The following is a 23,707-nucleotide window of genomic DNA, read 5'->3' on the forward strand; positions in this document are numbered from 1 at the left end:
GATCAGGTCACGTCGGAGCCCGCCAGCGGCGTGACCAGCGTGGCCTCCGTCTTGGGGCCGGGGGCCAGTTTGCGCGCCAGCAGCGTGTACATGGTGGGCACCACAAAAATTGTCAGCAAGGTGCCCAGACTCATACCGCCCACAATCACCCAGCCAATCTGGCGCCGGCTCTCGGCGCCGGCCCCGGTGGCCAAGGCCAGCGGCAAAGCGCCCAGCACCATGGCGCCGGTCGTCATCATGATCGGGCGCAGCCGCTGCGAGGCCGAGCGCTTGATCGCCGCCAATGTGTCCAGCCCCTGCTCGCGCAACTGGTTGGCAAACTCCACAATCAAAATGCCGTGTTTGGTAATCAGCCCCACCAGCGTGATCAAGCCAATCTGGCTGAACACATTGAGCGTGCCGCCCGACCACTTCAACGCCAGCAAAGCCCCGGCCATCGACAGCGGCACGCTCAGCAAAATGACGAACGGGTCGACAAAACTCTCAAACTGCGCCGCCAGCACCAAAAAGATGAACACCAACGCCAGCACAAACACCAAGGTGAGCGAATCGGACGACTTGCGGAACTCGCGGCTGATGCCGTTCAAATCCGTGGCATAGCCCGGTTTCAGTACTTTTTTGGCCGTGGCGTCCATGAAGTTAAGTGCTTCGCCCACCGAATAATTAGCGGCCAGGTTGGCCGTGATGGACGCCGAGCGGCGCTGCCCAAAGTGATTCAGGTCACGCGGCACCACCACCTCGCGGATATGGACCAGGGCCGACAAAGGAATCATGGCATCGCCTTTGCCGCGCACAAAAATCTTCTCAATGTCATCCGGGGTTGCACGACCGCTCGGGTTGGTCTGCACCACCACGTCATATTGCTCGCCACCGCGTTTGTAACGGGTGACATTGCGACCGCCCAGCATGGTTTCCACCGCCCGGGCAATCAGGTCGACGCCGATGCCCATGTCGGCCGCGCGCTCGCGGTCCACTTCCAGCTTAATCTCGGGCTTGTTGAGGCGCAAATCGGTGTCCACCTGCACAAACCCGGGGTTCTTGGCCAATTCGTCCTGAAAAACCTTGACGGTCTGGGCCAGGTTTTCATAGCTGTCGGAGGTGATGATCACGTAGTTGATCGGCCGCTCGCGAAAGCCTTGGCCGAGCGAGGGTGGCGTGATCGGAAAGGCGGTCACGCCCGACATGGAGGACACCCGAGGCGTCATCTCAAGCGCCATCTGCTGGGTGGTGCGCTTGCGCTCCTCCCAGGGTTTGGCCCGGAAAAAGATGTTGCCCTGCGCCACGGTCGGGTTGCCGACCGTGGCAAAGATGCGATCGAACTCGGGGAAACTCTGGCCAATACTCTCGATCGCCTTGGCATAGCGGTTGGTGTATTCCAGGGTGGATCCGTCGGGCGAGTTGACCTGCGCCAGCACCACGCCCCGGTCTTCAATCGGGGCCAGTTCACGCTTGATGTCGCCCAACACCAGCCACGACACCACACCACTGCCGACCATCACGATCAGCACCAGCCAGCGGTTCAGCAGTGTCCAGTCCAGCACATGGCCGTAGCCCCGGGTCACGGCTTGCAAGACACGCTCCATGCCACTGTCAAAGCGGGACGGTTTGGGGTTGTGCTTGAGCAGCAGCGACGACATCATGGGCGACAGCGTCAGCGCCACAAGGCCCGACACCACCACCGCCCCGGCCAGGGTCAGGGCAAATTCGGTGAACAGACGCCCGGTGCGCCCGGGCGCAAAGGCCAGCGGCGCATACACCGCCACCAGCGTCATGGTCATCGCCACAATCGCAAAGCCGACCTCGCGGGCGCCTTTGATGGCCGCCTGGAACGGCGCCATGCCTTCTTCGATATGGCGAAAGATGTTCTCCAGCATCACGATGGCGTCATCCACCACCAGTCCAATCGCCAGCACCAGCGCCAGCAGCGTGAGCGTGTTGACGCTAAAGCCGGCCAGCGCCATCAGGGCAAACGAGCCAATCAGCGACACCGGAATAGTGACCAGCGGAATGAGCGAGGCCCGCAGCGTGCGCAAAAATACAAAGATCACCAGCGCCACCAGCAGCGAGGCCTCCAGAATGGTCTGGTACACCGCCTTGATGGAACGGTCGATGAAGACCGAGTTGTCGTTGGCCACTTCAATTTGCACGCCGGGCGGCAAATCCTGCTGAATCTTGCCCAAGAGTTGGCGCACGCCGGTCGACAAATCCAGCGGATTGGCGGTGGCCTGGCGGACCACACCGACGCCCACCGAATCGCGCCCGTTCAGGCGCACGCTGGAGCGCTCATCCGCCGGGCCCTGCTCCACACGGCCGACATCGGCAATGCGCACCGGCAAGCCGTTGACGGTGCGAATCACCACCTGCGCAAATTCCTGCGGTCGCTGCAAATCCGTGGCGGCCGTGACGTTGAACTCGCGTTGCTGGCTCTCAATGCGTCCGGCGGGCACTTCCAGATTGGAGCGCCGCAAGGCATCTTCCACATCCTGAATCGTCAACCGGTAAGCCGCCAGCTTGTCGGGGTCAATCCAGACCCGCATCGCAAACTTGCGTTCACCGTAGATATTGACTTCAGCGGCACCGGCCGCCGTTTGCAGCACCGGCTTGACCAGCGTATTGGCCATCTCGGAGAGTTGCAGCGCCGTGTGCGTGTCCGAACTCAGGGCCAGGAAGATCACCGGGAATGAATCGGCTTCCACCTTGGCAATCACCGGCTCATTGATGCCCTGGGGCAAGCGCTGGCGCACGCGCGTGACCTTGTCGCGCACGTCCGCCGCGGCCGCGTCGGCATTGCGACTCAAGGCAAAGCGGATCGAAATCTGGCTGCTCTCCTGGCGGCTGGTGGAGGTGATCACGTCCACGCCTTCAATGCCGGCCAGCGAGTCTTCCAGTACTTTGGTCACCTGGCCTTCCATCACTTCGCTGGAGGCGCCCGAAAACGTGGTGGAGACGGACACCACCGGTTCGTCAATCTTGGGGTACTCGCGCACCGTGAGCAGGTTGAACGACACAGCACCCACCAGCACGATCAACAGGGAAAGTACGGTGGCAAAGACCGGGCGACGGATGGAGGTTTCAGCCAATTGCATGGGGCGTTCCTGGGCAGCTCAGCGACTGGCGGCCGGCTGGCCCAGCGCCACGATGCGCAGCGGTGTGCCGTCACGCTGCAACCGCTGCTGCCCGGCCACCACCACCGTTTGACCGGCGGTCAAGCCCTCGGTGATCTCAACCTTGCCCTGTTGGCGCACCCCCAGCTTGACCTCTTGCCGCAAGGAGACAAATTTGGTATCGGCGGGCAGGCTGGCGGTCGCCTTCGCGGGCAGCGCCGCGGGTGGCACGACCTTGATCACAAACTGGCGCCCCGCCTGGGGCACGATGGCTTCTTCCGGCACCACCAGCGCGGCGTCATTGACAGAAAAAACGGTGGTCACCCGCGCAAACATGCCGGGCCGCAGCGGCGCCGGGCTGGCCGCTGGACCGCCGGCCCGTTTGCCACCTTGCGTCGCTTCCCCCACGGAATTGGGCAACACGGCGCGCACACCGACCGAGCGGCCATTGGCGTCCAGCAGCGGGTTGATGGCCTCGACGCGGGCATTGAAGGCGCGCCCCGGAAAGGCATCGAGCGCCAACTCCACGGTCTGCTGCGGTTTGAGCCGGCTCAGGTAGCGCTCGGGCAAGCGAAAGTCCACGTACATGCTGCTGATGTCTTCCAGGTTCACCAGGTCAGCACCGTCCTTCACGTAATCGCCCACATTAACGAGGCGGATACCCACGGTGCCATCAAAGGGGGCCAGCAGGGCCATGCGCGATAGGCGTGCCTGGGACAAAGTCAACTGCGCCTGGACCACTTGCAGATTGGCCGCGCTTTCTTCCAGCACCCGCTGCGCCACAAAATTTTCGGCGACCAGCTCCTGATTGCGCTTGTGGTTGGCCTTTGCAATTGACAACTGGGCCAGCGACTGCTTGACCTCGGCCTGCTGCAGGATGTCGTCCAGCTGCACCAGCACCTGGCCTTTGCGCACCCGCGCCCCATCGCTAAAGCCCAGTGACTTGACGCGCCCGGCCACTTCCGGCTGCAACATCACGCTCTGGCGCGATTGCAGACTACCCACCGACTGGGCATCGTCACGCAACGCCATTCGCTCGACCAGGGCCACCTCCACGCCAGCGGCCGTGGAAGCCGTCGCGGGCACGCCAGCCAACACCGGGGCCACTTTGGATTTGGACTGGTACCACCAGGCCGCGCCCGAGGCTGCCGCGATACCAATCGCCGCAACGACCGGATAAATAATCTTTTTAGCCATGAGCGCGATATTTCTTAAGCAAGGGGATCGGTTAAACCCAACCCGGAAACCAGAACGGTTAAAGCAGGCGGCCATTGCGCCGTGCTTGCGTGAATCTCATTGGGTAGTGTCCCCGACTGAACAGGGCCCACCGGCCACTTTGCACACTCTTTACATCCGCGCAAGCGAACTTCAGCGCCGTTGCAAAGCCAGTTCGACACCCCGGTTGGCCAGCATATCGGCGTGCTCGTTGCCGGGGTCACCGTTATGGCCCCGCACCCAGCGCCAGTCAATCTTGTGCCCGGAGGTGCTGACCAGCTCGTCCAGTCGCTGCCAGAGGTCGACATTTTTCACCGGTTGCTTGGCGGCAGTTTTCCAGCCCCGCGCTTTCCAGCCTGAAATCCATTCCGTTATGCCCTTGAGCACATACTGACTGTCCACATGCAGCGTCACCTGACAAGGGCGTTTCAAGGCAGACAGCGCCTCAATCACGGCCATCATTTCCATGCGGTTGTTGGTCGTACCCAGTTCGCCGCCGAACAACTCTTTTTGCGAGTCGGCTGACTTGAGCAGCGCGCCCCAGCCGCCCGGACCCGGATTGCCCTTGCAGGCGCCATCGGTGTAAATTTCTATCGCGTTCAATCCATTTTCCTCATAGTCATATCATTCTGGGCTTCAGCCCTTGTCAAGCCTGTACTGTTTGCTACCGAAACAGGAGCGGATGCCATGGCTTTGCTGGATTTCCAGGCCGGACTGAGCAACGTCATGCCGCGCACGCGCTTGACGGCCACGACGAAATACACGGCCCCCAGAATCGGCCACCAGCGGTCGCCGGCCCGGTCCATCCAGTCAAAACGCTTCAACCACTGGTCGCTGGAGAACGCCGGTTTATAGCAGCCAAAGCGACTGACTTCCACCTCAAAACCCAATAAACGAAGCCAGTCACGCAAACGCCAGTAGCCGACAAACTCCCCCTGGGGCAAAAACAATTGGCCAAAACCCAAGCGATGGTACAGGTGCGCGCGGCGCTGGCGCAAACCCCACAGAGAAGCCGGGTTCAGCCCACAAATCACGACCCGGCCCTCGGGCACCAGCACCCGCTCCACCTCGCGCAGGGTGGCGTGGGGGTCGGGCGCCAGCTCCAGTGAATGAGGCAACACCACCAGGTCCAGACTGTTGGCCGGGAACGGCAAGGCCGAAAAATCGGTCACGATGGCCGCGCCTGGCGTAGGGGTATGCGTGGCCAGCCAGCGGTGCGGCATCCGGTTGGCGGCCAGGGCGTCAAGCCCGGGCAAACCCAGCTGCAAGGCATGAAATCCAAAGATATCAGCCACCGCCAGATCGAGCTGGGCACGCTCCCACGCCAGCTGGTAACGCCCGGGGGGGGTCACAAACCAGTCATGCAAACCTATAATTTGATCGTTCATGAAGTTAATTCCACTACCCGCCTTCACGGACAACTACATCTGGATGTTGCATGACGAACATCATTCCATGGTGGTTGATCCCGGTGAGGCACAACCCGTACTTGAGGCCCTGCAGCACTTAAACGTGCCACTTGAGGCCATTCTAGTCACGCACCATCACGCCGATCACACTGGCGGGGTGGATGCTTTGCGCCAGGCAACAGGAGCCCAAGTATTTGGCCCCGCACGCGAAACCATGCCCGAGCCCTTGACCCGCCTGAGCGGTGGCGACCAGTTGCAGGCGCTCGGACTCACCTTCCAGGTTATTGACGTCCCCGGCCACACCGCCGGCCACATTGCCTACTACTGCCCAGACGTGGAGGGTGCGCCGCTTTTATTCTGTGGCGACACGCTGTTCAGCGGCGGTTGCGGGCGATTGTTTGAAGGCAGCCCAGCCCAGATGCTGGCCTCCCTGGACACACTGGCGGCCCTGCCAGAGAACACGCGAGTCTGCTGTACCCATGAGTACACCCTGAGCAACCTGCGATTTGCGGCGGCAGTCGATCCCACCAACCAGACGCTGGCCCGCTACACGGCCGCCGCCCAGGCCCTGCGTTCACAGCAGCAGCCCACCTTGCCCTCCACCATCTTGTTGGAGCGTCAGATCAACCCCTTTTTGCGCACACGCCAGGCCGCCATCATCCAGGCAGTCCAAGGCTTTGACGCATCAGCCCAAGACGAGGTCAGCATCTTTGCGGCCCTTCGTCAGTGGAAAAACGAATTCCAATGAAACTTTTAACTATTGTGTGTCTGACCGGCCTGGTCTGGCTGACGGGCTGCGCCAGTACCGGCGTGACCACCGGAACCGACCCGAACGAGCTCTACAGTCCAGAGGGCTCCAACGCCAGCACTCCCGCCGGCGCTTATGCCTCGAAAGCGCGCCGACCCAGCCTCGGCGGTGGCGCCTTGAAGCCCATCACGGCCGGGCAAGCCCACTCCAGATCAGTCGCCCAACTGGCCCCCCCCGCCGATTTATGGGAACGCATGCGGCGCGGCTTTAGCATGCCCGAGCTGGATACCGAACTGGTGCATGACCGCGAACAGTGGTACAGCAGCCGGCCGGACTACATCCTGCGCATGACCGAGCGCTCCCGCAAATACATCTTTCATATTGTTGAAGAGCTGGAACGGCGCAACATGCCCACCGAGCTGGCGCTGCTGCCGTTTGTGGAGAGCGCCTTCAACCCGCAGGCCGTGTCGAGCGCCAAGGCCGCCGGCATGTGGCAATTCATGCCGGCCACGGGCAAACATTTTGAGTTGAAACAGAACGCCTTTCGCGATGACCGGCTTGACGTGCTGGCGTCCACCCGCGCGGCACTGGACTATCTGCAAAAACTCCACGTCATGTTTGGTGACTGGGAGTTGGCGCTCGCCGCCTACAACTGGGGTGAGGGCAGCGTGGGTCGCGCCATCGCCAAAAACAAACGCGTCGGACTGGGCCTCTCCTACAGTGATCTCAGCATGCCCATGGAAACCCGTTTTTACGTGCCCAAACTGCTGGCCCTGAAAAACATTGTGGCCAACCCGGAAGCGTTCAATTCCCGTCTGCCTCTGATTGAAAACCACCCTTACTTCCAGACGGTGGACATCAAACGCGATATCGACGTGGCGCTGGTAGCCAAGCTGGCCGAGGTTTCACTGGAGGACTTCAAGGCGCTGAATCCTTCGGCCAACCGCCCCGTCATTTTTGCGGCCGGCACACCCCAAATCTTGCTGCCCTGGGATAACGCGGCCGTCTTCCAGAGCAATCTGGAGGCTTATGGGGTGGGCCGCCTGGCCAGCTGGACCGTCTGGGTGGCGCCCGCCACCATGAAACCATCCGATGCGGCCACCCGCGTCGGCATGAGCGAAGAAGATTTGCGCCGGGCCAACAACATCCCGCCCCGGATGATGATCAAGGTCGGCTCCAGTCTGCTGGTCACGCGCTCCAAACAGCTTGAAACCGATGTGACTGGACATGTGGCCGACAACGGCCAGTTGTCTTTTTCACCCGATATTATTTTGAAACGCACCGTTCTCAAAGCGGGTAAAAAAGACTCGGTGGCCAGCCTTGCCAAACGCTACCAGGTCAGCCCCGCCAGCGTGGCGGACTGGAACAACATGAACGCCTCGGCCGCCTTCAAGGCCGGCCAGCAGATCGTGCTGTTTCTGCCGGCGCGGGCCAGCGCTTTGGTGCAAAGCCGAAGCAGGAGCACGGGCAAAGCCAGCGCCCCACAAGCCAAGCGCAAAGTAACCAAATCCACACGGGTTGCCAGACACTAAGATAAAAATGAGCTGTAGCCCATGTGGCTATTGCGCAGGAAGCTATTAAATTAGTAGCAATTATCAATAAAATGCAGCATGCGGAACACCTTGTGACCAACCCGTCTGCTGCCGTTTTATAGTTTTTCGGCCTCGCCCTGTCGCGGCTGCCATTTCATCAGCCGCCGCTCCAGTCGCCCGACCACGCCATCCAGCACCAGGGCACACGCCGTCAGCACCACAATGCCGGCAAACACGGTATTGACGTCAAAAGTGCCCTCCGCCTGCAAAATCAGGTAACCCACCCCGCGTGCCGAGCCCAGATACTCGCCCACCACGGCGCCGACAAAGGCCAAACCCACCGACGTGTGCAAACTGGAAAACACCCAGGCTGTGGCGCTGGGCAGGTAGACGGTGCGCAGCAACTGGCGCTGGTTCGCCCCCAACATGCGGGCGTTGGCCAGCACCACCGGGCTCACTTCTTTGACACCCTGGTAAACGTTGAAGAACACGATAAAAAACACCAGCGTGACGGCGAGCGCCACCTTGCTCCAGATGCCCAGCCCGAACCACAAGGCAAAAATGGGCGCCAAAATCACACGCGGCATCGAATTGGCGGCCTTGATGTAGGGCTCCAGAATCGCACTGGCCAGCGGCGCCAGCGCCAGCCACAACCCACAAGTCAGGCCCAGCACCGTGCCAATGCCAAACGCCAGCACCGTCTCCAGCAAGGTGACGCCCAGATGAATATAAATGTCAGCGTTGCCCGCCACACCGTCCGGGAACAACACACTGGCCCCCAAGCCAAAAGGCATGAACCACGACCAGATCCGGCCCAGCACCTGCACCGGTTCCCCCAGAAAAAAGGCCATCTGCTGATCGCGCGAGGCCAGCTGCCAAATCAGCAGCATCAGCACCAGCACACTGAACTGCCAGACACGCAGATTGGTGCGGGAGGGTTTGAGGCCGCGAATATGCAGGTTCATTATTCTCAGGCCACTTTTTTCAATTGCTGGGCATAGCCCTTGAGCACCTCGTCGCGCAGCACACCCCAAATTTGCGTGTGCAACTCGATGAAGCGCGGCTGGGTTCGCACCTCGGCCACCTGGCGCGGACGCGGCAAGTCAATGACAAACTCCCCGATGGGGTGCGTGGCCGGCCCTGCCGACAAAACCACCACACGGTCACTCATGGCGATGGCCTCGTCCAGATCGTGCGTGATGAACAGCACCGCCTTCTTTTTGGCGGCCCATAACTCAAGCACTTCATCTTCCATGAGCTGGCGGGTCTGGATATCGAGCGCGCTGAAGGGCTCGTCCATCAGGATGATGTCCGGGTCCAGCGCCAGTACCTGGGCCAGGGCCGTGCGTTTGCGCATGCCACCCGACAGCTGATGCGGGTAACGGTTGCCAAACTCGCTTAAACCCACCCGTTGCAGCCAGCCTTTGGCCTGCGCCCGGGCCGCTAACTCCGGCACGCCCCGGTACTGCAAGCCGAGCATGACGTTGTCCAGTGCCGTGCGCCACGGCATTAGCGCGTCGGTCTGGAACATGTAACCGGCACGGGTGTTGATGCCCTGGAACGGCTGGCCAAACACGCGCACTTCGCCGCTGGAGGGCGCCAGCAGACCGGCACCAATGTTCAACAAGGTCGACTTGCCACACCCGGTCGGCCCAACCACCGACACAAACTCCCCCGCCCGGATGCGCAAGGTGGTGTTGGCCACGGCGGTGTAGCGCGACTCGGCGGCATCACGCGCCTTGAAGACACAGGAAACATTGAGTAATTCGAGCGCGTAGTCAGTTGCGCAAGCGGTATCGGCCATGAGGGCTTCAGGCTTTGAAGCGTTCTTTGGCCTTCTTGGCAAACTCGTTGGTGTAGGTTTTTGCGAACTCGACTTTGTCAACCTTGATTGATGGATCGAAACTGGCGAGCACACGGGCGGCGGTGCGCGGGCCCTCATCGGGGATCAGGCCGTCGGGCGAAATGGACTCGCGCACTTTGTTGAAGGCCGCCAGGTACAAGGCGCGGTCTCCCAGCAGGTAGGCTTCGGGCACCGTTTTGATGATGTCACCGGGGCCGGCCGTCTGCAACCATTTCAGGCTGTGCGCCATGGCATCCGTCAGGGCTTGCACAGTATGGGGGTTTTTCTGGATGAACTCAAGCGGCGCGTACAGGCAACCGGCCGGCATGGAGCCGCCAAAAACATCCACCGTGCCCTTGAGCGTGCGCGTGTCGGCAATGATGCGGATCTCGCCCTTTTGCTCCAGCATGGTCATGATCGGGTCGACATTGCTCATGGCATCAATCTGGCCGGAACGGAAGGCACTCAAGGCACCGGCGGCCGTGCCCACCCCGATAAAGCTCACGTCACCGGCCTTGAGACCGGCACGCGACAGGATCAGGTTGGCCACCATATTGGTTGACGAGCCCGGGGCCGAAATGCCAATCCGCTTGCCTTTGAGGTCGGCCACGGTCTTGTAATGGGGAATGGTTTTGAGCGAGACGCCCATGGAAATGGCCGGCGCCCGGCCCTGCAGCACGAAGGCCTGGAATGTTTGCCCCTTGGACTGCAGGTTGATGGTGTGCTCAAAGGCACCCGAGACCACATCCGCCGAGCCACCGACGACGGCCTGCAAAGCACGCGAGCCGCCGGCAAAGTCGCTGATTTCGACCTCCAGACCCTCGGCCTTGAAATAGCCCAACTGCTCGGCAATGGTCAACGGCAGGTAGTAAAAGGCCGCCTTGCCCCCCACAGCGATGGAAATTTTGGTTTTCTCCAGCCGCGGCTGGGCCCACAAGCCAGGTGCTGCCACAGACACGGCTGACAATACCGTGGCAGCAGCAAAGGTGCGACGATTGAGCTTGATGCTGTCCATGGCGTTTCCTCTTTACTATTTGACAGGCTCCAGCTTAGCCAGCCACACCAAATCGCGCATCGGGAACTTCCCGCGAGGGTTTACACCTAGTTCAGCGCCGATCCACCAGCGCGTGCGCAATGGTGCCCAGATCGACATATTCCAGCTCGCTGCCCACCGGCACGCCGCGCGCCAGCCGGGTCAGGCGCAGGCCGCGCGCCTTCAGGCCCTCACTGATCACATGGGCGGTGGCCTCGCCTTCGGCCGTGAAGTTGGTGGCCAGAATCACCTCTTGCACGATGCCGTCGCAGGCCCGGTCAAACAGCTTTTTCAGGCCGATGTCTTTGGGACCAATGCCGTCCAGCGGGCTGAGTTTGCCCATCAGGACAAAGTACAGGCCTTTGTAAGCGCCGGTGCGCTCGATCGCCGACTGGTCGGCCGGCGTCTCCACCACGCACAGCTTGGAGACGTCACGCCGTGGGTCCAGGCAGGCGGCGCAAATGTCGGCCTGCGTGAACGTGTGGCAACGCTCGCAATGCCGCACCGACTCGGCCGCATTTTGCAGGGCGCGCGACAACTCCAGCGCGCCAGGACGGTCATGCTGCAGCAGATGAAACGCCATCCGCTGCGCCGACTTCACCCCCACCCCCGGCAGACGGCGCAGCGCGTGGATCAGCGAGTCAAGTGAGTTGGCGTTAGACATGTTTTTTCAACAACGGTGGGGGCGTAGCGAGCGAGCGTCAGCCTAGGCGGACGGAGCGCAGCAACCGGAACGTACTTCCTGTACGTGAGGATTGCGAGCACCGCCCAACGACGGATCACGCTTGCTCGGTAGCCAATCCATTAGAAGGGGAATTTCATGCCGCCGGGCAGGCCGGGCATCCCAGCCGTGAGCTTGCCCATTTTCTCGGCCGAGGTTTCTTCAGCTTTGCGCACAGCAGCATTAAAAGCGGCAGCCACCAAGTCTTCAAGCATGTCTTTGTCTTCCGCCAGCAAGCTGGGGTCGATGGTGATGCGACGCACATCGTGCTTGCAGGTCATGGTGACTTTGACCAGGCCTGCGCCCGACTCACCGGTGACTTCCACATTGCCCAGTTCGTCCTGCGCCTTTTTCATGTTGTCTTGCATCGTCTGGGCTTGTTTCATGAGGCCGGCGAGTTGTCCTTTGTTGAACATGTGTTTTCCTTGGGTTAGGTTTTAGATAAAAAGCTTGGAACCGAAATGCGTCTGCCGGGTTGCCCCGTCGATGGGGAAATCAGCCCGGCTTGATGCTGCCTGGGACGATTTTCGCCCCAAAATCACGCATCATGGTTTGAACGAACGGGTCGTCAAAAATGATTTTTTCAGCCACCAGTTGCCGCTCCGCCGCCGCAGCGCCATTCCGCCGGGCCGGGCTGTCGGTGACCTGGCCGACTTCCACCACCAAACGTACATCGTGGCCTGCGGCCTGCAAAGCCGTCGTCAAGCGCTCACGGGTGCCGGACTGGTTGAGCGACGCGCTCTCCACCCGCAAAATCCACTGATCGGTGTCACGCGCCACCAGTTGCGACTGCAGCGCCAACACGCGCACCAGCGCGGCGATAGCGTCCCCGGCAATCAACTGCTGCACCGTGGCGTGCCAGAACTCCCCCTCTTCGGTGGGAACCAGCACCACGGCGGCAGTCTGCCCCGACACGGCTTCAAAACGTGAATCAGCTTGCACCCGCACCGGAATTGCTACTATTTTTGCAGCGGATTGCGCAGATTCGACGGGGACCAGAGGCTTATTCGATTCATAAACTGGCGGCTGCCCGACCGCTACTGGCATAGTCACCACCTGAAGCTGCTGCCCCGGCGGCGGCGTCTGCGCCCGAACCGGAGTTGCTTCAATTTTTATAGCTGCTACCGCAGGTTCCACGGGGGCTAGAGCCTTATTTGGCTCATCTTCCCACGGTTGCACCCGCGACGGGACGGACGCTGGCGCGGACTGATTAACGGTCGTCGGCACAGTCACCCGCGCTGGCGTGGCCGGCGCGGCGGCCAGCACTGGCGCAGCGGGTCGCGCGGCTACCGGCAAAGGGGCTGGCGCAGTTGCAGCGACCGGTGCTGCCAGCGCGCGCGGCGCATCAATTAGAGTTTTTTTTTCCGCCACCGGCGACCGACCGGCTTGCGGCTTGAAGGCCAATAACCGCAGCAGCACCATGGTCAGTGCAGCATATTCGTCCGGCGCCAGGCCCAACTCGCCGCGCCCGTGCAGGCAAATACTGTAGAGCAGTTGCGTTTCATCGGCCGGCATCAAAGCCGCCAGGCGCGCCATGTCGGCCGCTTCCGGGTCGGCCTCAAAAGCTTCCGCCGCGGCGGTGGGCACCGCCTGCAACACCGCCATGCGCTGCAACACAGAGCTCATTTCTTCCAGTGTGGAAGCGGCACTCAGGCCGTTGAGACGCAGGGCCTCTGACGTTTCGACCACGGTCTTGCCGTCACCAAGGGCCAAGGCTTCCAATAAACGGAACACATAAGAACGGTCCACACTGCCCAGCATCTGGCGTACCGTGGCCTCTTCCAGCTGACCGGCGCCAAAGGCAATGGCCTGATCGGTCAGACTCAAGGCATCGCGCATGGAGCCACGCGCCGCACGGGCCAGCAGCCGCAGCGACTGCACATCGGCCGGCACATTCTCAGTCTGCAAGACCTTCTGCAGATGCTCGCGGATGGTTTCAGGCGCCATCGGCCTCAGGTTGAACTGCAGGCAGCGCGACAGCACAGTGACCGGCACTTTTTGCGGATCGGTCGTGGCCAGCACAAATTTCAGATACTCGGGCGGCTCTTCCAGCGTCTTCAACATGGCGTTGAACGCCGTGTTAGTGAGCATATGCACCTCGTCAATCATGAAGACCTTGAAGCGGCCCTGCACCGGCTTGTAAACCGCCTGCTCCAGCAGCGCCTGCACTTCGTCCACACCCCGATTGGAAGCGGCATCGAGTTCGGTGTAGTCCACAAAACGGCCGGAATCAATGTCGGTACAAGCCTGACAAACACCGCACGGCGTGGCCGTGATGCCGCCCTGCCCGTCCAGCCCCTGGCAATTGAGCGACTTGGCCAGAATGCGCGACACCGTGGTTTTGCCGACACCGCGTGTGCCGGTGAACAGATATGCATGATGCAAGCGCTGGGTGGTGAGCGCATTGGTCAGCGCCTGCACCACATGATCCTGCCCCACCATTTCAGTGAAGTTGCGGGGGCGGTACTTGCGGGCGAGCACGAGATAAGACATGCTTTGATTCTAAGGTGTGGGGCAGAGCACCATCCCATTGGCAGCTTTGTGGCGTGAGGCACTTAAATGAGTCTGAACAAACGCCTCCAGCGCGACCTTGACCTCGGCCACCACAGGCGCCCAGCTCCCCACCCCCGATTGCCGAAACAGGCGCATCACGCCCGGATACCAGGGTGAGTCGGTGCGTACATCCAGCCAACGCCAATCGGTCTTGTAGTCCGGCAGCAGCACCCAGCACGGTTTGCCCAAGGCGCCCGCAAGATGGGCGATGGCCGTGTCGACACAAATGACCAGGTCCAGGTTGGCCACGATGGCGGCGGTATCCGAAAAGTCTTCAATCTGCGAACCCCAATGCACGAGCGGCAAGCCGTCGGGCGGGCACAGGGCCTGATCTTCTCCCGCCCCTTTTTGCAGGCTGATGAAGTGCACGCCTGCCACTTGCCCTAACGGCAGCAGCACCGCCAGGTCCGGCAGCGAACGATCGGCATCGTTTTCAAATTTGGGATTGCCCTTCCACACCAGGCCAACCCGGAGGCCCGCCATGGGAAGTTGTGCCCGCCACCGCTCCATGCGCCCGACAGAGGCCTGCAGATAGGGAATGTCCGCCGGGATGGTGTCAAGACGCGTCTGGCAGTACAGAGGAATGCTCATCAACGGCGTCCAGCAGTCCCAGCCAGAGGCGGGTACCTGTTCGTCAAAGGCGATGACCTGGTCCACGCCGTCCATCGTCACAAACAGGGTTTTGAGGGCGGGATGACACAAAAAAGTAATCCGCATCGCCCCTTGGCGCTTGAGCACCGCGGCATAGCGGCCAAACTGGATCATGTCGCCATGACCCGCCTCAAAACCAATCAACAGCGACTTCCCCTGCAGTGACTCCCCTTGCCAACGCGGGCAGTCCAGATGCGATTGCAGCGCGGCATACCAGTCCCGCGCCTCCAGGCAAAGCCAACCTTCCTCAAACCGGCCCTGCCGCAACAGCACATAGGCTAGGTTAAAGCGCGCTTTGGCATAGTGGGCGTCCAGTGCCATGGCCTGACGGCAGCAAAGCTCCGCCTCCGCGTCCCGCTTCATACCGGCATAGAGCCCGCCCAAATTGGACCAACCCGCCGGGGAGTCAGGCTCAAGCAGGATGGCCCGGGTGTAAGTCGCCTCGGCTTCAACCAGGCGTTTGTGGCTGGCCAGCAGCGAACCAAAATTCAGATGAACTTGAGCAAGATTCGGATTGAGGGCAATAGCGCGCTCGTAACAGGCTTCAGCTTCGGCACCGGCGCCCCGCTCATCCAGTAAATACCCCAGGTTCGCATGGACTTCGGCAAGGGCCGGCGCCAGCTGCAACGCGGCGCGAAAACAGGCCTCGGCGCGCTCGCCATCACCCGTGGCCATCAGGCGGTTGCCCTCAATAAACAGGGCTTCAGCAGAAATCAAGTCCGGCACAGTCATGACACGAGATTACAGGCATCTGGGCCTGTCCCAAGCCCGTTCAGCAAAAAAGTCGAAAGCATTTATAATTTGCTTTGACGGGCCTTCCCGCATGGTGGAGCGGCCAACCGGGTCAGATGGGGGACCAAGCAGCCCTAACTGCAAAGCCAGTGCCGGGGTCAAGGTCCGTCAACCTCATTTAAAAAGTTGTTTTGCTCAAGGACTCAAGTCCAAGAAACACCAAAAACAGCTTTTTTATCACATGGATGTGTCACGTAACCCCCAACGTGGCGCATTTCATGGCGAATCTGACCAGTCTTTTTCAACGCGGTAGTTCTTAATAACTCCGCATCGTCCTGCCTCAAAATCAACCTCTTTTGGAAAAGTACCGCAGTGGTCGATTCATTCAGACACTGGGTTCAAGTCGTCATCGAAAAGCAGTACCGAGTGGCACCATAAAAAGGGCTGAAATTCCGGGAGGTCTCGAGACGTGAATGAATCTTTCATCGGCGCAGAACCTAAATGGTGATTACCTTTCACAACATATGGAAATCTCCCTTCGTCACAAGTAGAAAGTTCCCCACACTTTGGGGATCGCTTTTCATTTCAAAAACACCAATACTTAAAAACTCATTGAGCGGGATGTGTCAAAAGACACGCATATCAACATCAACATTCGAAAGAAAAAAATGCAATTTAAAGTCATACTGGCAGTCGTCGCAGTTTCCGCATCATCACTTGCATCTGCACAATGGTATGGCGGAGCCTCGATTGGATCGAGTAATGCCAGCGTCGACACATCCGGCATGATTGTGACCGGGGCAACGGCGTCCTCCGTCTCAAAAAACGAAAGCGATACTGGCTACAAGTTGCTGGCCGGTTACCAGTTCCACCCCAACTTCGCGCTGGAAGGCGGATACGTCAACCTCGGCAAGTTGAGTGCCAGCCTCAATGTCACAGCACCTGCGGTTGGCAGTTTGAACGTCGATTACAAGGCCGATGGTTGGAACTTGATGGCAATTGGCATCCTTCCGGTGTCCAATGATTTCTCATTACTCGGGAAAATTGGTGGTTTTTACTCAACGACCAAGGGAGATGCTTCAACTACTGGTGCGGTGGTTTTGCTGCCCGGTCAACAGACTTCCTTGTCAAAAAGTGAATTCAACTTGGCTTATGGACTCGGCTTGCAATACAACATCAACAAGTCGATATCAGTGCGCGGCGAATTGGAGAGGTTCGCAGACTTGCGTCCCTCGGACGCAGCAAACAAGGCAAACGTTGACCTTTATTCAATTGGTCTGATCTATAAATTCTGATCGACGTCAATAGTTGATCGTCAAAAAGGGCCGGGTTATTCCGGCCCTTTTTACTTACGGCAACGGCTTTATTGGGGTGAGGCGCACAAATTGAGACAGTTTCTTTTCCCAGCAAAATTCGTCCACGGTTTATTTACGCAACCTCGCTCTCTTCGGTCGCTGGACACTGCGGAACAAAGCCCGCAGCGCCCCTGAATTTGAATGCTATCCCGCATCCATCGCGCTAGCGGTCCTCAGTTGTTCAATCAAGCACGCGGGAATTTTTTGATATCTTCGAATCGAGACTGGGCAGGGCTCCTACTTTTCTAGTAGGGTGCATCCTCTATCGAATATCTCATGCGGATGCCAAGCGACGCCATCGCGCTTATTCAGCGCGGCAGAGCATCTGCCGTCACCTGGGCCGCTTCGTTCAATATCGAAACTGGTTAAATAATGCCGTTGACCTCACTGCGTTTTTGAACGCTGCCCTTTAAAGTCAAAGAGGCGGTTACCAGCCCGGTGGCATGGCGCTGGTTGTTGCAAACATCGTGGCTGATGGCCAAATTTTCGGCATGGCTGTTCCCGCCTTCAGCCAACGGCTTGATGTGTTCCAGTGTTGCGGCGGTGGGCAGCACATGCTCGCCGCAGACCCAGCAAGGCACGACACCGTGCAGTTGCCGAGCCACCGTCTTGTATATTTTTTCGCGGGTATGGGATAGTTTGCTCATGGTGTGCAATGTACAGCTCTCCATTGCGACCAACAGCAGGCCACCTTAGAACGAAGGGTTAACTCGAGGGGAATATCAGCTTTGATCGACTTCGTCGTCGTGCTCGTCTTCCAGGCTCTCGTTGTCCATGACCGCAATTTCAGCGTATTGCACCGCATTGAGTTGGTGGCGATAAGCCAGATAAGCATGGCGGGCATTGGCTTCGGTATCACCTGCGTCATCGGCGGTCGCAGCTGACAGGTGGTGTTTGGCGGCAGCAGCAAAGTGGTGCGCGGCCATACGGTGGTATTCAGCCGCCGTCTCAAATTCTTCGTCCAAGAGTTCTTCAACCAGCTCAACTGCAGTGTTAGCTTGGATATCAGGGGTGTTTTCGTTGGTCATGGAGTGCTCACAAATATTTGGCAACGGCGACATACCGCCACCAAAGCATCAACGATGCGAATGAAAACTTGATGACAAATGATTGCGGGTTTCAATTTTGATCCGCGCCGCCCAACTCTGGCACAACTGCCAAAGTTGATGCGCAGACTGTGCAAGCTGCTCGTGTCAGAACAAGGTGAACGACTTACTTAAGCATGAAGGACTGAACCGGCTTCTCAGGAAAACCAACGCAGAAACGCAGCTGCAGTTAGTGCCGTCGCGGCCAGCGTGGCGAGCGCACGCCAAGTCGCTTGCTGGGCGTGTTCACTCCACCCGATGCCACGATAAAGATAGACAGCGACCAGCAAGAAGCCTGCGGCAGCGCACGCCATCTTGACCAACAATGCGGCAACGGCGAGGCCGTGGATATCCGGAAAGCGTCCGTAATAAAGCCAACTGACACCGCCGAAGGCGCCACCGCTGACCGCCTGCGCGGCCCATCCGGCCAGCATCGTCCATGCCAGCGGCTTGCGCATCGCGGCTGGCCGCGACCCCAACCCGAGTGCATAGACGGCACTGCCGACAACGGCGACGGCGCCAAAATTATGCACGACCTGAATGACCGCATAGCTCAGGTTTTGCAGATCCATGATGACTAGTTGACCGTCACCTTGACGCACTGTTCAACGCCAATGGGCGTATGACCCTTGTCCACGACCTTGACGCAGATGTCGTGTTGGCCGGGCGAAAGGGTTGTCAGTGCGTAGCTGCCCTTGAGTTGGCGCAGGATGGCCGCTTCCTTGTTATCCACGTAAAGATGGACATGGTCGCCCTTGGGACCGGGCATGACTTCATAGACCAGTTTATTCTGGGCCATGACATCAAGCTTGCTGCCCTCTGCAGGGGACGTGATCTTGACAGATGCATTTTCGGCAAGGCTTATTTGTGAACAGATAAGCAGCGCGGCGCCGAGGATGGGATGAAGAGCTGAAATACGCATGGCGATCTCCTTTTCATTGGGATGAGTGCCAGAGTGCACCTATCACCTCCGTCCGGTTTGGATGGCCTTTATTTATAGCACAACGCTATTGATTTGGCACGAAAACATAGCAAGCCAGTCGGTCGCTGCCGAAAATTGACCTGTTGAAACTGCGTTTGAATTTCGTGCAGTAGCCCTCAAACCAGCCGCGCCGCCTGCAACTCCTTCTTCGCATAAGCGTAATACAGGGGCGCGGCAACCAGACCCGGCAAACCAAAAACGGCCTCGCCAATAAACATGACGGCCAACAACTCCCAGGCCGCCGTATTGATCTGCTTGCCAAGAATTTTTGCGTTGATCACATATTCTGTTTTATGAATCGCAATCAAAAAGAGCAGGCAGGTCAACCCCACTGCGGGCGAGATGGACACACCAGCCAAAGCCAACACACTGTTGCAGACCAGATTACCCACAATGGGGATGAGACCGGCAAAAAAGGTGAGCGCAATCAGCGCACTGACGTAAGGCATGTTCACACCAAACAGCGGCAAGGCCACCAGCAGGAACAAAGCCGTGCACAAGGTGTTGATGGCGGCAATCCAGAATTGAGCAATCACGATTTGGCGGAATGCTTCAATGAAATGGCCGGCGCGTTGACGGATGGCAAACCGCAAAGGTGCGCTGGTGCTGCCGACCCTAGTGCCTTCAATCAGAGCGCCAACGACCAGTCCCACATAGACCAGCAGAAAACCATGCAGCCCGGCAGTGCCAAACCCGGTCAGCGCCTGTGCCTTGGATTTCAGGTAGTCGGCCAACCACACTTGCACGGCAATGAGCTCAGCGGGTAGGTGGCTGGCGAGGTCTGCAGGCAGCTTTTGGCGAATTTCCAGAACGGTACCAGCCAGAAGATGCATGAGCGCCTGGTACTGACCAACGGCACCAAAAGCCATGCCTTTTGCATTGGCCAGCAAAAGCCCCAAGCCCAACAAGGGCAAAAGGACAACCACCGCCGCGGCCAGCGTCGGACTCAATCGAAGCCCTTTGCGGCGCCCTTCGCCGGCCAGCGCAGCCGCCCAAAGATAGCCCAGGCAAACAGCCAACAAGCCGGGCAGCAGTCCGTAGACCAGCACCCCAATGCACAACAGAAGCGCCAGCGCAAAACTGGCGATTTTGACCGGTGATGGGATTGATGCCGGTTTGGCGGCGGGGGCGAGTTGGATCGGTTTGGGCATGGAACAGCTAGAGTTGTGTCGATTTTGACACTTTCCCTGCCGTGGCTGCTTCAAGCCCGCAGTTTTAAAACCCAGAAAACTGACACATTCCTGTAATGACAGCAAGATAAGCTCAAGTACATAACAACAAGCTGACCAAGCAGCTAAGAGAGTCCACATGTCATCGGCTGCATACCGCGTAGAAAGTTCGTACCCCATCGTGGGCCCCCTATTGCAGGGATTGGTCGCCTCCAAGTTTCTACTCATCGTAGACCGTGCTCTGGCCGTGGTCGTGGCCGCCAAAAGCTTCACCAATCCAGTGGGCCAGGAAATTCGGGTCGTGCACGTCCCATCAGGAGAAGTCGTTTTTCGAAAAACGGCGCCCGTCCAGAACGCGTTCAACGACGAGTTCTAACACCGCCGCCGCGGGGCATCAGCCACCCCGGCGTAAACCTTGGCTCACCCGGCTTCAAGGCCTGCGGAAAGCGAGCAATCTGGATGACCAATACTTTGAACTCAAGCGGTCAAGCCGGACTTCCCCGCCCGTAGACGGCGCGTGAACAAAACGGCCATCCCCAACATAGATTCCCGCATGGGTGGCCACATCGTTTTGGGCAAAGAGAACCAGATCCCCTGAACGGATGCTGTCACTCGCTACCGGCTGGCCCCAACTTTGCAGCCGTGACACGGTACGAGGTGGCGCAACACCTGCCCTTGATTGGTAGACATGGCCAATCAAGCCACTGCAGTCAAAACCCGAATCCGGCGTATTGCCACCATAGCGATACGGCGTTCCAACCAGTCCGACAGCGTAGATGGTGATGTCATCCGCCTGCTCTTGAGAGACGCTTGATGACACGTCCTTGTTCGCGATGGAAGCAGGGCCAATGCGAACGGAGGGCGCCGTGCTGCATCCGCCAAGAAGGAGAAAAAGCGACACAGCAATAGCTGTCAGGCCCAAATTATTATGAATTTTCATGCCCCCAATTGGCTCAGCGCCGAACCAAGCGCAGTGCCAATTCATGCGAAAGATTGGGATGGGCCACCTTGGCATAGGGCGGCTTGGGCCAGATCCAGGCTTTCTCCGAAAATAAAGCCCGCATCGCATTGATGTCGCAGTGATACGGCGGGCCATGAATCACGCCCTCTTCACTGGCAGCCGGGCGAAGCATCTGCATGAACATCACCCACAAACTGCCCTCGGGCTTGAGCCACTTCACCAATTGCTGCGAGTACGCCAGCCAGTGTTCGGGATGAATGGCACACAGGCACGTTTGTTCGTAGACCGCGTCAAATTTGTTTTCTGGCTGGTAGTTCAGAACATCCGCCTGGATGATCTCCGCCTTGAGGCCTTGGGCATCGACCAGCGCTCGCGTCTTTTGCACGGCAGCGGCGGTGTAATCAATGCCAACGACGTCAAAGCCCCGCTTGGCCAGTTCAACGACTTCCCAGCCGCTGCCACAGCCGGGTACCGCGATACGGCAGGGTTGCAGTTCACCACGGTCCAGCCATGCCAACAACTGGGGGCTGGGACTGCCCCGGTCCCAGCCGGTTTCCTTTTTCTCAAAACGTTCTTGCCAAAATTCTGTCGTAGGGCCTGCCATGGTGGATGCTCGGTAGTGAAAATTGAACCAAGTCTAAGCCGCAACCCATTGATAACTTCAAATGCAAGATTGACGGCCAGCTTATCTGGCCAGCGTCGTGGCCGTATGACCATTTCACTACTGCAATTTTCGGATACTGAAAATTGATTGAATTTTTTATGCGGGCTGAAGCTGACTCTCCGCACTTCGGTCAGCTTTGCCCATTTCAAAAAACCATTTCATGAACGTTGGAACGCCTTGTGGGATTTCTTCCAGCACAACAAAGAAAAACTTTTCGTCTTTTGTAATTCCAATCAGTGGCGCGACGCTCAGCATGAATTTCTGGGCTTCGTCCTCTGAGGCCGCTTCAACCGTGAATCGAATCCGTCTTGAAACTGTGTCATAGCCACAGTAAAAATGGTCCTTACCCATGCGCTTCTCTGATTGATGATTTGTTATTTTTTTCATACTTGAAACATCAGTTGATGTAGTTTTAATTGCTTTTATTTATGCGCTTCAATCGCCATTGCGAGCTTCATTGCCATTGCAACGAACAGAGGCCATCTGCCATGGCGGGATTCTCTGTCGTTTTCATGTTCTCGCCGTTGATATTCCTCATTTGCAGGTCACGCCAGCAGCGATTGCAGTGGGCTCACAGCCAAGCGCTCAGCGGTTGAAGGCGTCTGCATTTGCCATGCCACGGGGCCTGTTCAGGCGGTCGGCGGAGCTCCATGAATTCCGCGAGTGGCGTCTCACAGACGTTGGCGTTCAATCAGCATCCAGTTCATGACATTTTTAATGTGGGCACATTCAAAATATGCCCGAGCAACGTTACGGGAAGAAGACAACACTTACATTAATTTTTTTAAATCTTCTGCTTCTGTCGGCGCTCTGAGTCGGGCAACTGAACTGCGCTGAATCGACGGCGCTGGGCCCACGATGGGCCTGTCCGCTGTTTTTGAGAGCACCCAAATGCACGCCGGGGGAAAGTTGGCAAAGATCCACTTGATTTGCTGCCACTTGAAATCGGCAGGCACGGCAAATGGCGCGCCCAAGCCGTAGGTGTACTGAATAAGCAAAGACCCCGGCGATGCGTTCAGAAACACCAGCAGGCTGTTGATGGTCAAGGTTTTGATGGCCGGCGGCAGCGACCGAAACGGCAGGCTGGAAACAATCGCCACCGACCCGTGCTGCGGATAGTTGTCGAGGGCATGGTGCGCTGCTGACTGCAAAACCAGCAAATCCGGATATTTCTCTGTTAACGAAGCCGCCAGGTTTTTTTGCAGCTCAACCACTTGAAGCTTCTCAACATCAACCACCTGGGAGAGGGCCTGCGTCACGGCACCCGTGCCTGCGCCCAGTTCAAGGACATGCTCGGCGTCCTTGGCCAAATGGGCGAGTTCACGCGCCAGTCGGGCGGACGAGGGCACCAGGGCACCGGTTGTGCGTGGGTCCTTCAGCATACGAATAAAGAATGTATAGGGCATTGCGTTGATGGCAGAACTTTGTAATCAGACTCAGAAAGCAGGTCAGACTGAAACTTTAAGCGCGTAACGTGACGGTACCGATTCGAAATGTAACGACCCGCGCAGCAAACTGTCCATACGAAAACGCACACCAAGCGCTGGAAATCTGAAATCGGTGGGCCGGACTTTGTCCGCTGATTATTTTTTTGAATGGAGCAATTCTTTGCCCCGTGCGGTGAAGTGCCACCACGGCCGCACCTCATCGGTTTCAAAGAAATGCTGCACCGACAGCAGGGTGTAAAGCACACACGGGTCTTGCCGCTGCCCCATCACTTGCGACAGTTGGCCATAGGTTTCAAGAGGGTCGAGCTTGGCCAGTTGTGCGGGCTGCTGAATGCCGACCCGCCTGAGGTCGGCCGCAATCGCTTTGCCAATATAGGGAAGGTCTTCCAGTCGCTGAGGCGGATGGGGCCGAGGAGATGTCAAGCGTGGCATAGGTGGTCCTCCTGTTGCACAACAGGAGAAATCCTAACTTGATTCGGCCAATTGACAACCGGGCATGACG

General features: G+C 58.7%; 25 protein-coding genes and 1 other RNA gene. 5 read left to right on the plus strand and 21 right to left on the minus strand.

The genetic code is table 11. The annotated features are described in order from the left end of the window. Positions 1-2 precede the first annotated feature (2 nt). From HHJ17_RS05570 to HHJ17_RS05585, 4 genes are all read right to left on the minus strand, one after another. The gene (locus tag HHJ17_RS05570) at positions 3-3,086 is read right to left on the minus strand and encodes an efflux RND transporter permease subunit (RefSeq protein ID WP_296498724.1); all 3,084 of its coding nucleotides are present in this window, start codon (positions 3,084-3,086) and stop codon (positions 3-5) included. An 18-nt stretch (positions 3,087-3,104) separates the two neighbouring features. After that, complete coding sequence (locus HHJ17_RS05575; RefSeq protein ID WP_296498727.1) at positions 3,105-4,301, minus strand: efflux RND transporter periplasmic adaptor subunit; 1,197 nt, start codon at positions 4,299-4,301, stop codon at positions 3,105-3,107. A gap of 171 nt (positions 4,302-4,472) precedes the next feature. Further along, entirely contained in the window at positions 4,473-4,922 is a 450-nt protein-coding gene (gene rnhA / locus HHJ17_RS05580) for a ribonuclease HI (RefSeq protein ID WP_296498730.1), read from the minus strand. Further along, positions 4,919-5,707 carry a class I SAM-dependent methyltransferase gene (locus HHJ17_RS05585; protein ID WP_296498734.1) on the minus strand — a complete coding sequence of 263 codons (789 nt, stop codon included), beginning with the start codon at positions 5,705-5,707 and terminating at the stop codon, positions 4,919-4,921. The genes rnhA and HHJ17_RS05585 overlap by 4 nt, the downstream gene beginning before the upstream one ends. Here HHJ17_RS05585 and gloB point away from each other — a divergent pair. Both gloB and HHJ17_RS05595 read left to right on the plus strand, forming a co-directional pair. After that, a complete protein-coding gene (gene gloB, locus HHJ17_RS05590; protein WP_296498739.1) occupies positions 5,706-6,476 on the plus strand; it encodes a hydroxyacylglutathione hydrolase in 771 nt (256 codons plus the stop codon). The genes HHJ17_RS05585 and gloB overlap by 2 nt on opposite strands. Beyond that, positions 6,473-8,008, plus strand: a complete 1,536-nt coding sequence (locus tag HHJ17_RS05595; RefSeq protein WP_296498742.1) for a transglycosylase SLT domain-containing protein — start codon at positions 6,473-6,475, stop codon at positions 8,006-8,008. Before gloB ends, HHJ17_RS05595 begins: the two co-directional genes overlap by 4 nt. Before the next feature lie 116 nt (positions 8,009-8,124). Here the strand turns inward: HHJ17_RS05595 and HHJ17_RS05600 are convergent, their stop codons facing one another. The 7 genes from HHJ17_RS05600 to HHJ17_RS05630 all read right to left on the minus strand — a co-directional run bounded on the left by HHJ17_RS05600 (position 8,125) and on the right by HHJ17_RS05630 (position 15,541). Beyond that, positions 8,125-8,973: an ABC transporter permease gene (locus HHJ17_RS05600; RefSeq protein WP_296498743.1), complete on the minus strand. Its 849-nt coding sequence runs from the start codon at positions 8,971-8,973 to the stop codon at positions 8,125-8,127. Between the two features lie 5 nt (positions 8,974-8,978). Continuing rightward, a complete protein-coding gene (locus tag HHJ17_RS05605; RefSeq protein ID WP_296498746.1) occupies positions 8,979-9,812 on the minus strand; it encodes an ABC transporter ATP-binding protein in 834 nt (277 codons plus the stop codon). 7 nt (positions 9,813-9,819) lie between these two features. After that, the gene (locus HHJ17_RS05610) at positions 9,820-10,866 is read right to left on the minus strand and encodes an ABC transporter substrate-binding protein (RefSeq protein WP_296498748.1); all 1,047 of its coding nucleotides are present in this window, start codon (positions 10,864-10,866) and stop codon (positions 9,820-9,822) included. A gap of 91 nt (positions 10,867-10,957) precedes the next feature. Next, positions 10,958-11,548: a recombination mediator RecR gene (gene recR / locus HHJ17_RS05615; protein WP_296498750.1), complete on the minus strand. Its 591-nt coding sequence runs from the start codon at positions 11,546-11,548 to the stop codon at positions 10,958-10,960. A 140-nt stretch (positions 11,549-11,688) separates the two neighbouring features. Next, complete coding sequence (locus HHJ17_RS05620) at positions 11,689-12,021, minus strand: YbaB/EbfC family nucleoid-associated protein (RefSeq protein ID WP_296498753.1); 333 nt, start codon at positions 12,019-12,021, stop codon at positions 11,689-11,691. A gap of 79 nt (positions 12,022-12,100) precedes the next feature. Continuing rightward, on the minus strand, positions 12,101-14,098 hold the full coding sequence (gene dnaX, locus HHJ17_RS05625) for a DNA polymerase III subunit gamma/tau (protein WP_296498756.1): 1,998 nt from the start codon (positions 14,096-14,098) through the stop codon (positions 12,101-12,103). A gap of 9 nt (positions 14,099-14,107) precedes the next feature. Beyond that, on the minus strand, positions 14,108-15,541 hold the full coding sequence (locus tag HHJ17_RS05630; protein WP_296498759.1) for a tetratricopeptide repeat-containing glycosyltransferase family protein: 1,434 nt from the start codon (positions 15,539-15,541) through the stop codon (positions 14,108-14,110). 76 nt (positions 15,542-15,617) lie between these two features. On the opposite strand from HHJ17_RS05630, the gene ffs reads away from it, so the two are divergent. Both ffs and HHJ17_RS05640 read left to right on the plus strand, forming a co-directional pair. Further along, positions 15,618-15,714, plus strand: an RNA gene (gene ffs, locus HHJ17_RS05635) — signal recognition particle sRNA small type. A gap of 450 nt (positions 15,715-16,164) precedes the next feature. Further along, positions 16,165-16,836 (plus strand): outer membrane beta-barrel protein, encoded by a 672-nt coding sequence (locus HHJ17_RS05640; RefSeq protein ID WP_296498762.1) that lies wholly within the window; start codon positions 16,165-16,167, stop codon positions 16,834-16,836. Between the two features lie 425 nt (positions 16,837-17,261). On the opposite strand, the gene HHJ17_RS05645 is transcribed toward HHJ17_RS05640, so the two are convergent. The 5 genes from HHJ17_RS05645 to HHJ17_RS05665 all read right to left on the minus strand — a co-directional run bounded on the left by HHJ17_RS05645 (position 17,262) and on the right by HHJ17_RS05665 (position 20,114). After that, positions 17,262-17,543, minus strand: a complete 282-nt coding sequence (locus tag HHJ17_RS05645) for an HNH endonuclease signature motif containing protein (RefSeq protein ID WP_296498765.1) — start codon at positions 17,541-17,543, stop codon at positions 17,262-17,264. Positions 17,544-17,618: 75 nt separating this feature from the next. After that, positions 17,619-17,924 carry a hypothetical protein gene (locus tag HHJ17_RS05650; protein ID WP_296498767.1) on the minus strand — a complete coding sequence of 102 codons (306 nt, stop codon included), beginning with the start codon at positions 17,922-17,924 and terminating at the stop codon, positions 17,619-17,621. A 215-nt stretch (positions 17,925-18,139) separates the two neighbouring features. After that, positions 18,140-18,553 carry a hypothetical protein gene (locus HHJ17_RS05655; protein WP_296498770.1) on the minus strand — a complete coding sequence of 138 codons (414 nt, stop codon included), beginning with the start codon at positions 18,551-18,553 and terminating at the stop codon, positions 18,140-18,142. Positions 18,554-18,558: 5 nt separating this feature from the next. Further along, positions 18,559-18,903, minus strand: a complete 345-nt coding sequence (locus HHJ17_RS05660; RefSeq protein ID WP_296498773.1) for a hypothetical protein — start codon at positions 18,901-18,903, stop codon at positions 18,559-18,561. A 176-nt stretch (positions 18,904-19,079) separates the two neighbouring features. Continuing rightward, positions 19,080-20,114, minus strand: a complete 1,035-nt coding sequence (locus tag HHJ17_RS05665; RefSeq protein WP_296505208.1) for a permease — start codon at positions 20,112-20,114, stop codon at positions 19,080-19,082. A 157-nt stretch (positions 20,115-20,271) separates the two neighbouring features. Here HHJ17_RS05665 and HHJ17_RS05670 point away from each other — a divergent pair, with 157 nt between their 5' ends. Continuing rightward, complete coding sequence (locus HHJ17_RS05670) at positions 20,272-20,508, plus strand: hypothetical protein (protein WP_296505210.1); 237 nt, start codon at positions 20,272-20,274, stop codon at positions 20,506-20,508. Between the two features lie 54 nt (positions 20,509-20,562). Here HHJ17_RS05670 and HHJ17_RS05675 read toward each other — a convergent pair whose 3' ends face one another. The 5 genes from HHJ17_RS05675 to HHJ17_RS05695 form a co-directional block, all read right to left on the minus strand. Continuing rightward, a complete protein-coding gene (locus HHJ17_RS05675; protein WP_296498777.1) occupies positions 20,563-21,072 on the minus strand; it encodes a C40 family peptidase in 510 nt (169 codons plus the stop codon). Between the two features lie 13 nt (positions 21,073-21,085). After that, a complete protein-coding gene (locus HHJ17_RS05680; RefSeq protein WP_296505212.1) occupies positions 21,086-21,697 on the minus strand; it encodes a methyltransferase domain-containing protein in 612 nt (203 codons plus the stop codon). Positions 21,698-21,853: 156 nt separating this feature from the next. Next, complete coding sequence (locus tag HHJ17_RS05685) at positions 21,854-22,144, minus strand: hypothetical protein (protein WP_296505214.1); 291 nt, start codon at positions 22,142-22,144, stop codon at positions 21,854-21,856. A gap of 383 nt (positions 22,145-22,527) precedes the next feature. Continuing rightward, positions 22,528-23,139 carry a hypothetical protein gene (locus HHJ17_RS05690; protein ID WP_296505216.1) on the minus strand — a complete coding sequence of 204 codons (612 nt, stop codon included), beginning with the start codon at positions 23,137-23,139 and terminating at the stop codon, positions 22,528-22,530. A gap of 201 nt (positions 23,140-23,340) precedes the next feature. Beyond that, a complete protein-coding gene (locus HHJ17_RS05695; protein WP_296498787.1) occupies positions 23,341-23,637 on the minus strand; it encodes a helix-hairpin-helix domain-containing protein in 297 nt (98 codons plus the stop codon). Between the last annotated feature and the right edge of the window lie 70 nt (positions 23,638-23,707).

Origin of the sequence: Rhodoferax sp. (assembly GCF_012927445.1) — a bacterium.
In the GTDB taxonomy this organism is placed as follows: domain Bacteria; phylum Pseudomonadota; class Gammaproteobacteria; order Burkholderiales; family Burkholderiaceae_C; genus Rhodoferax.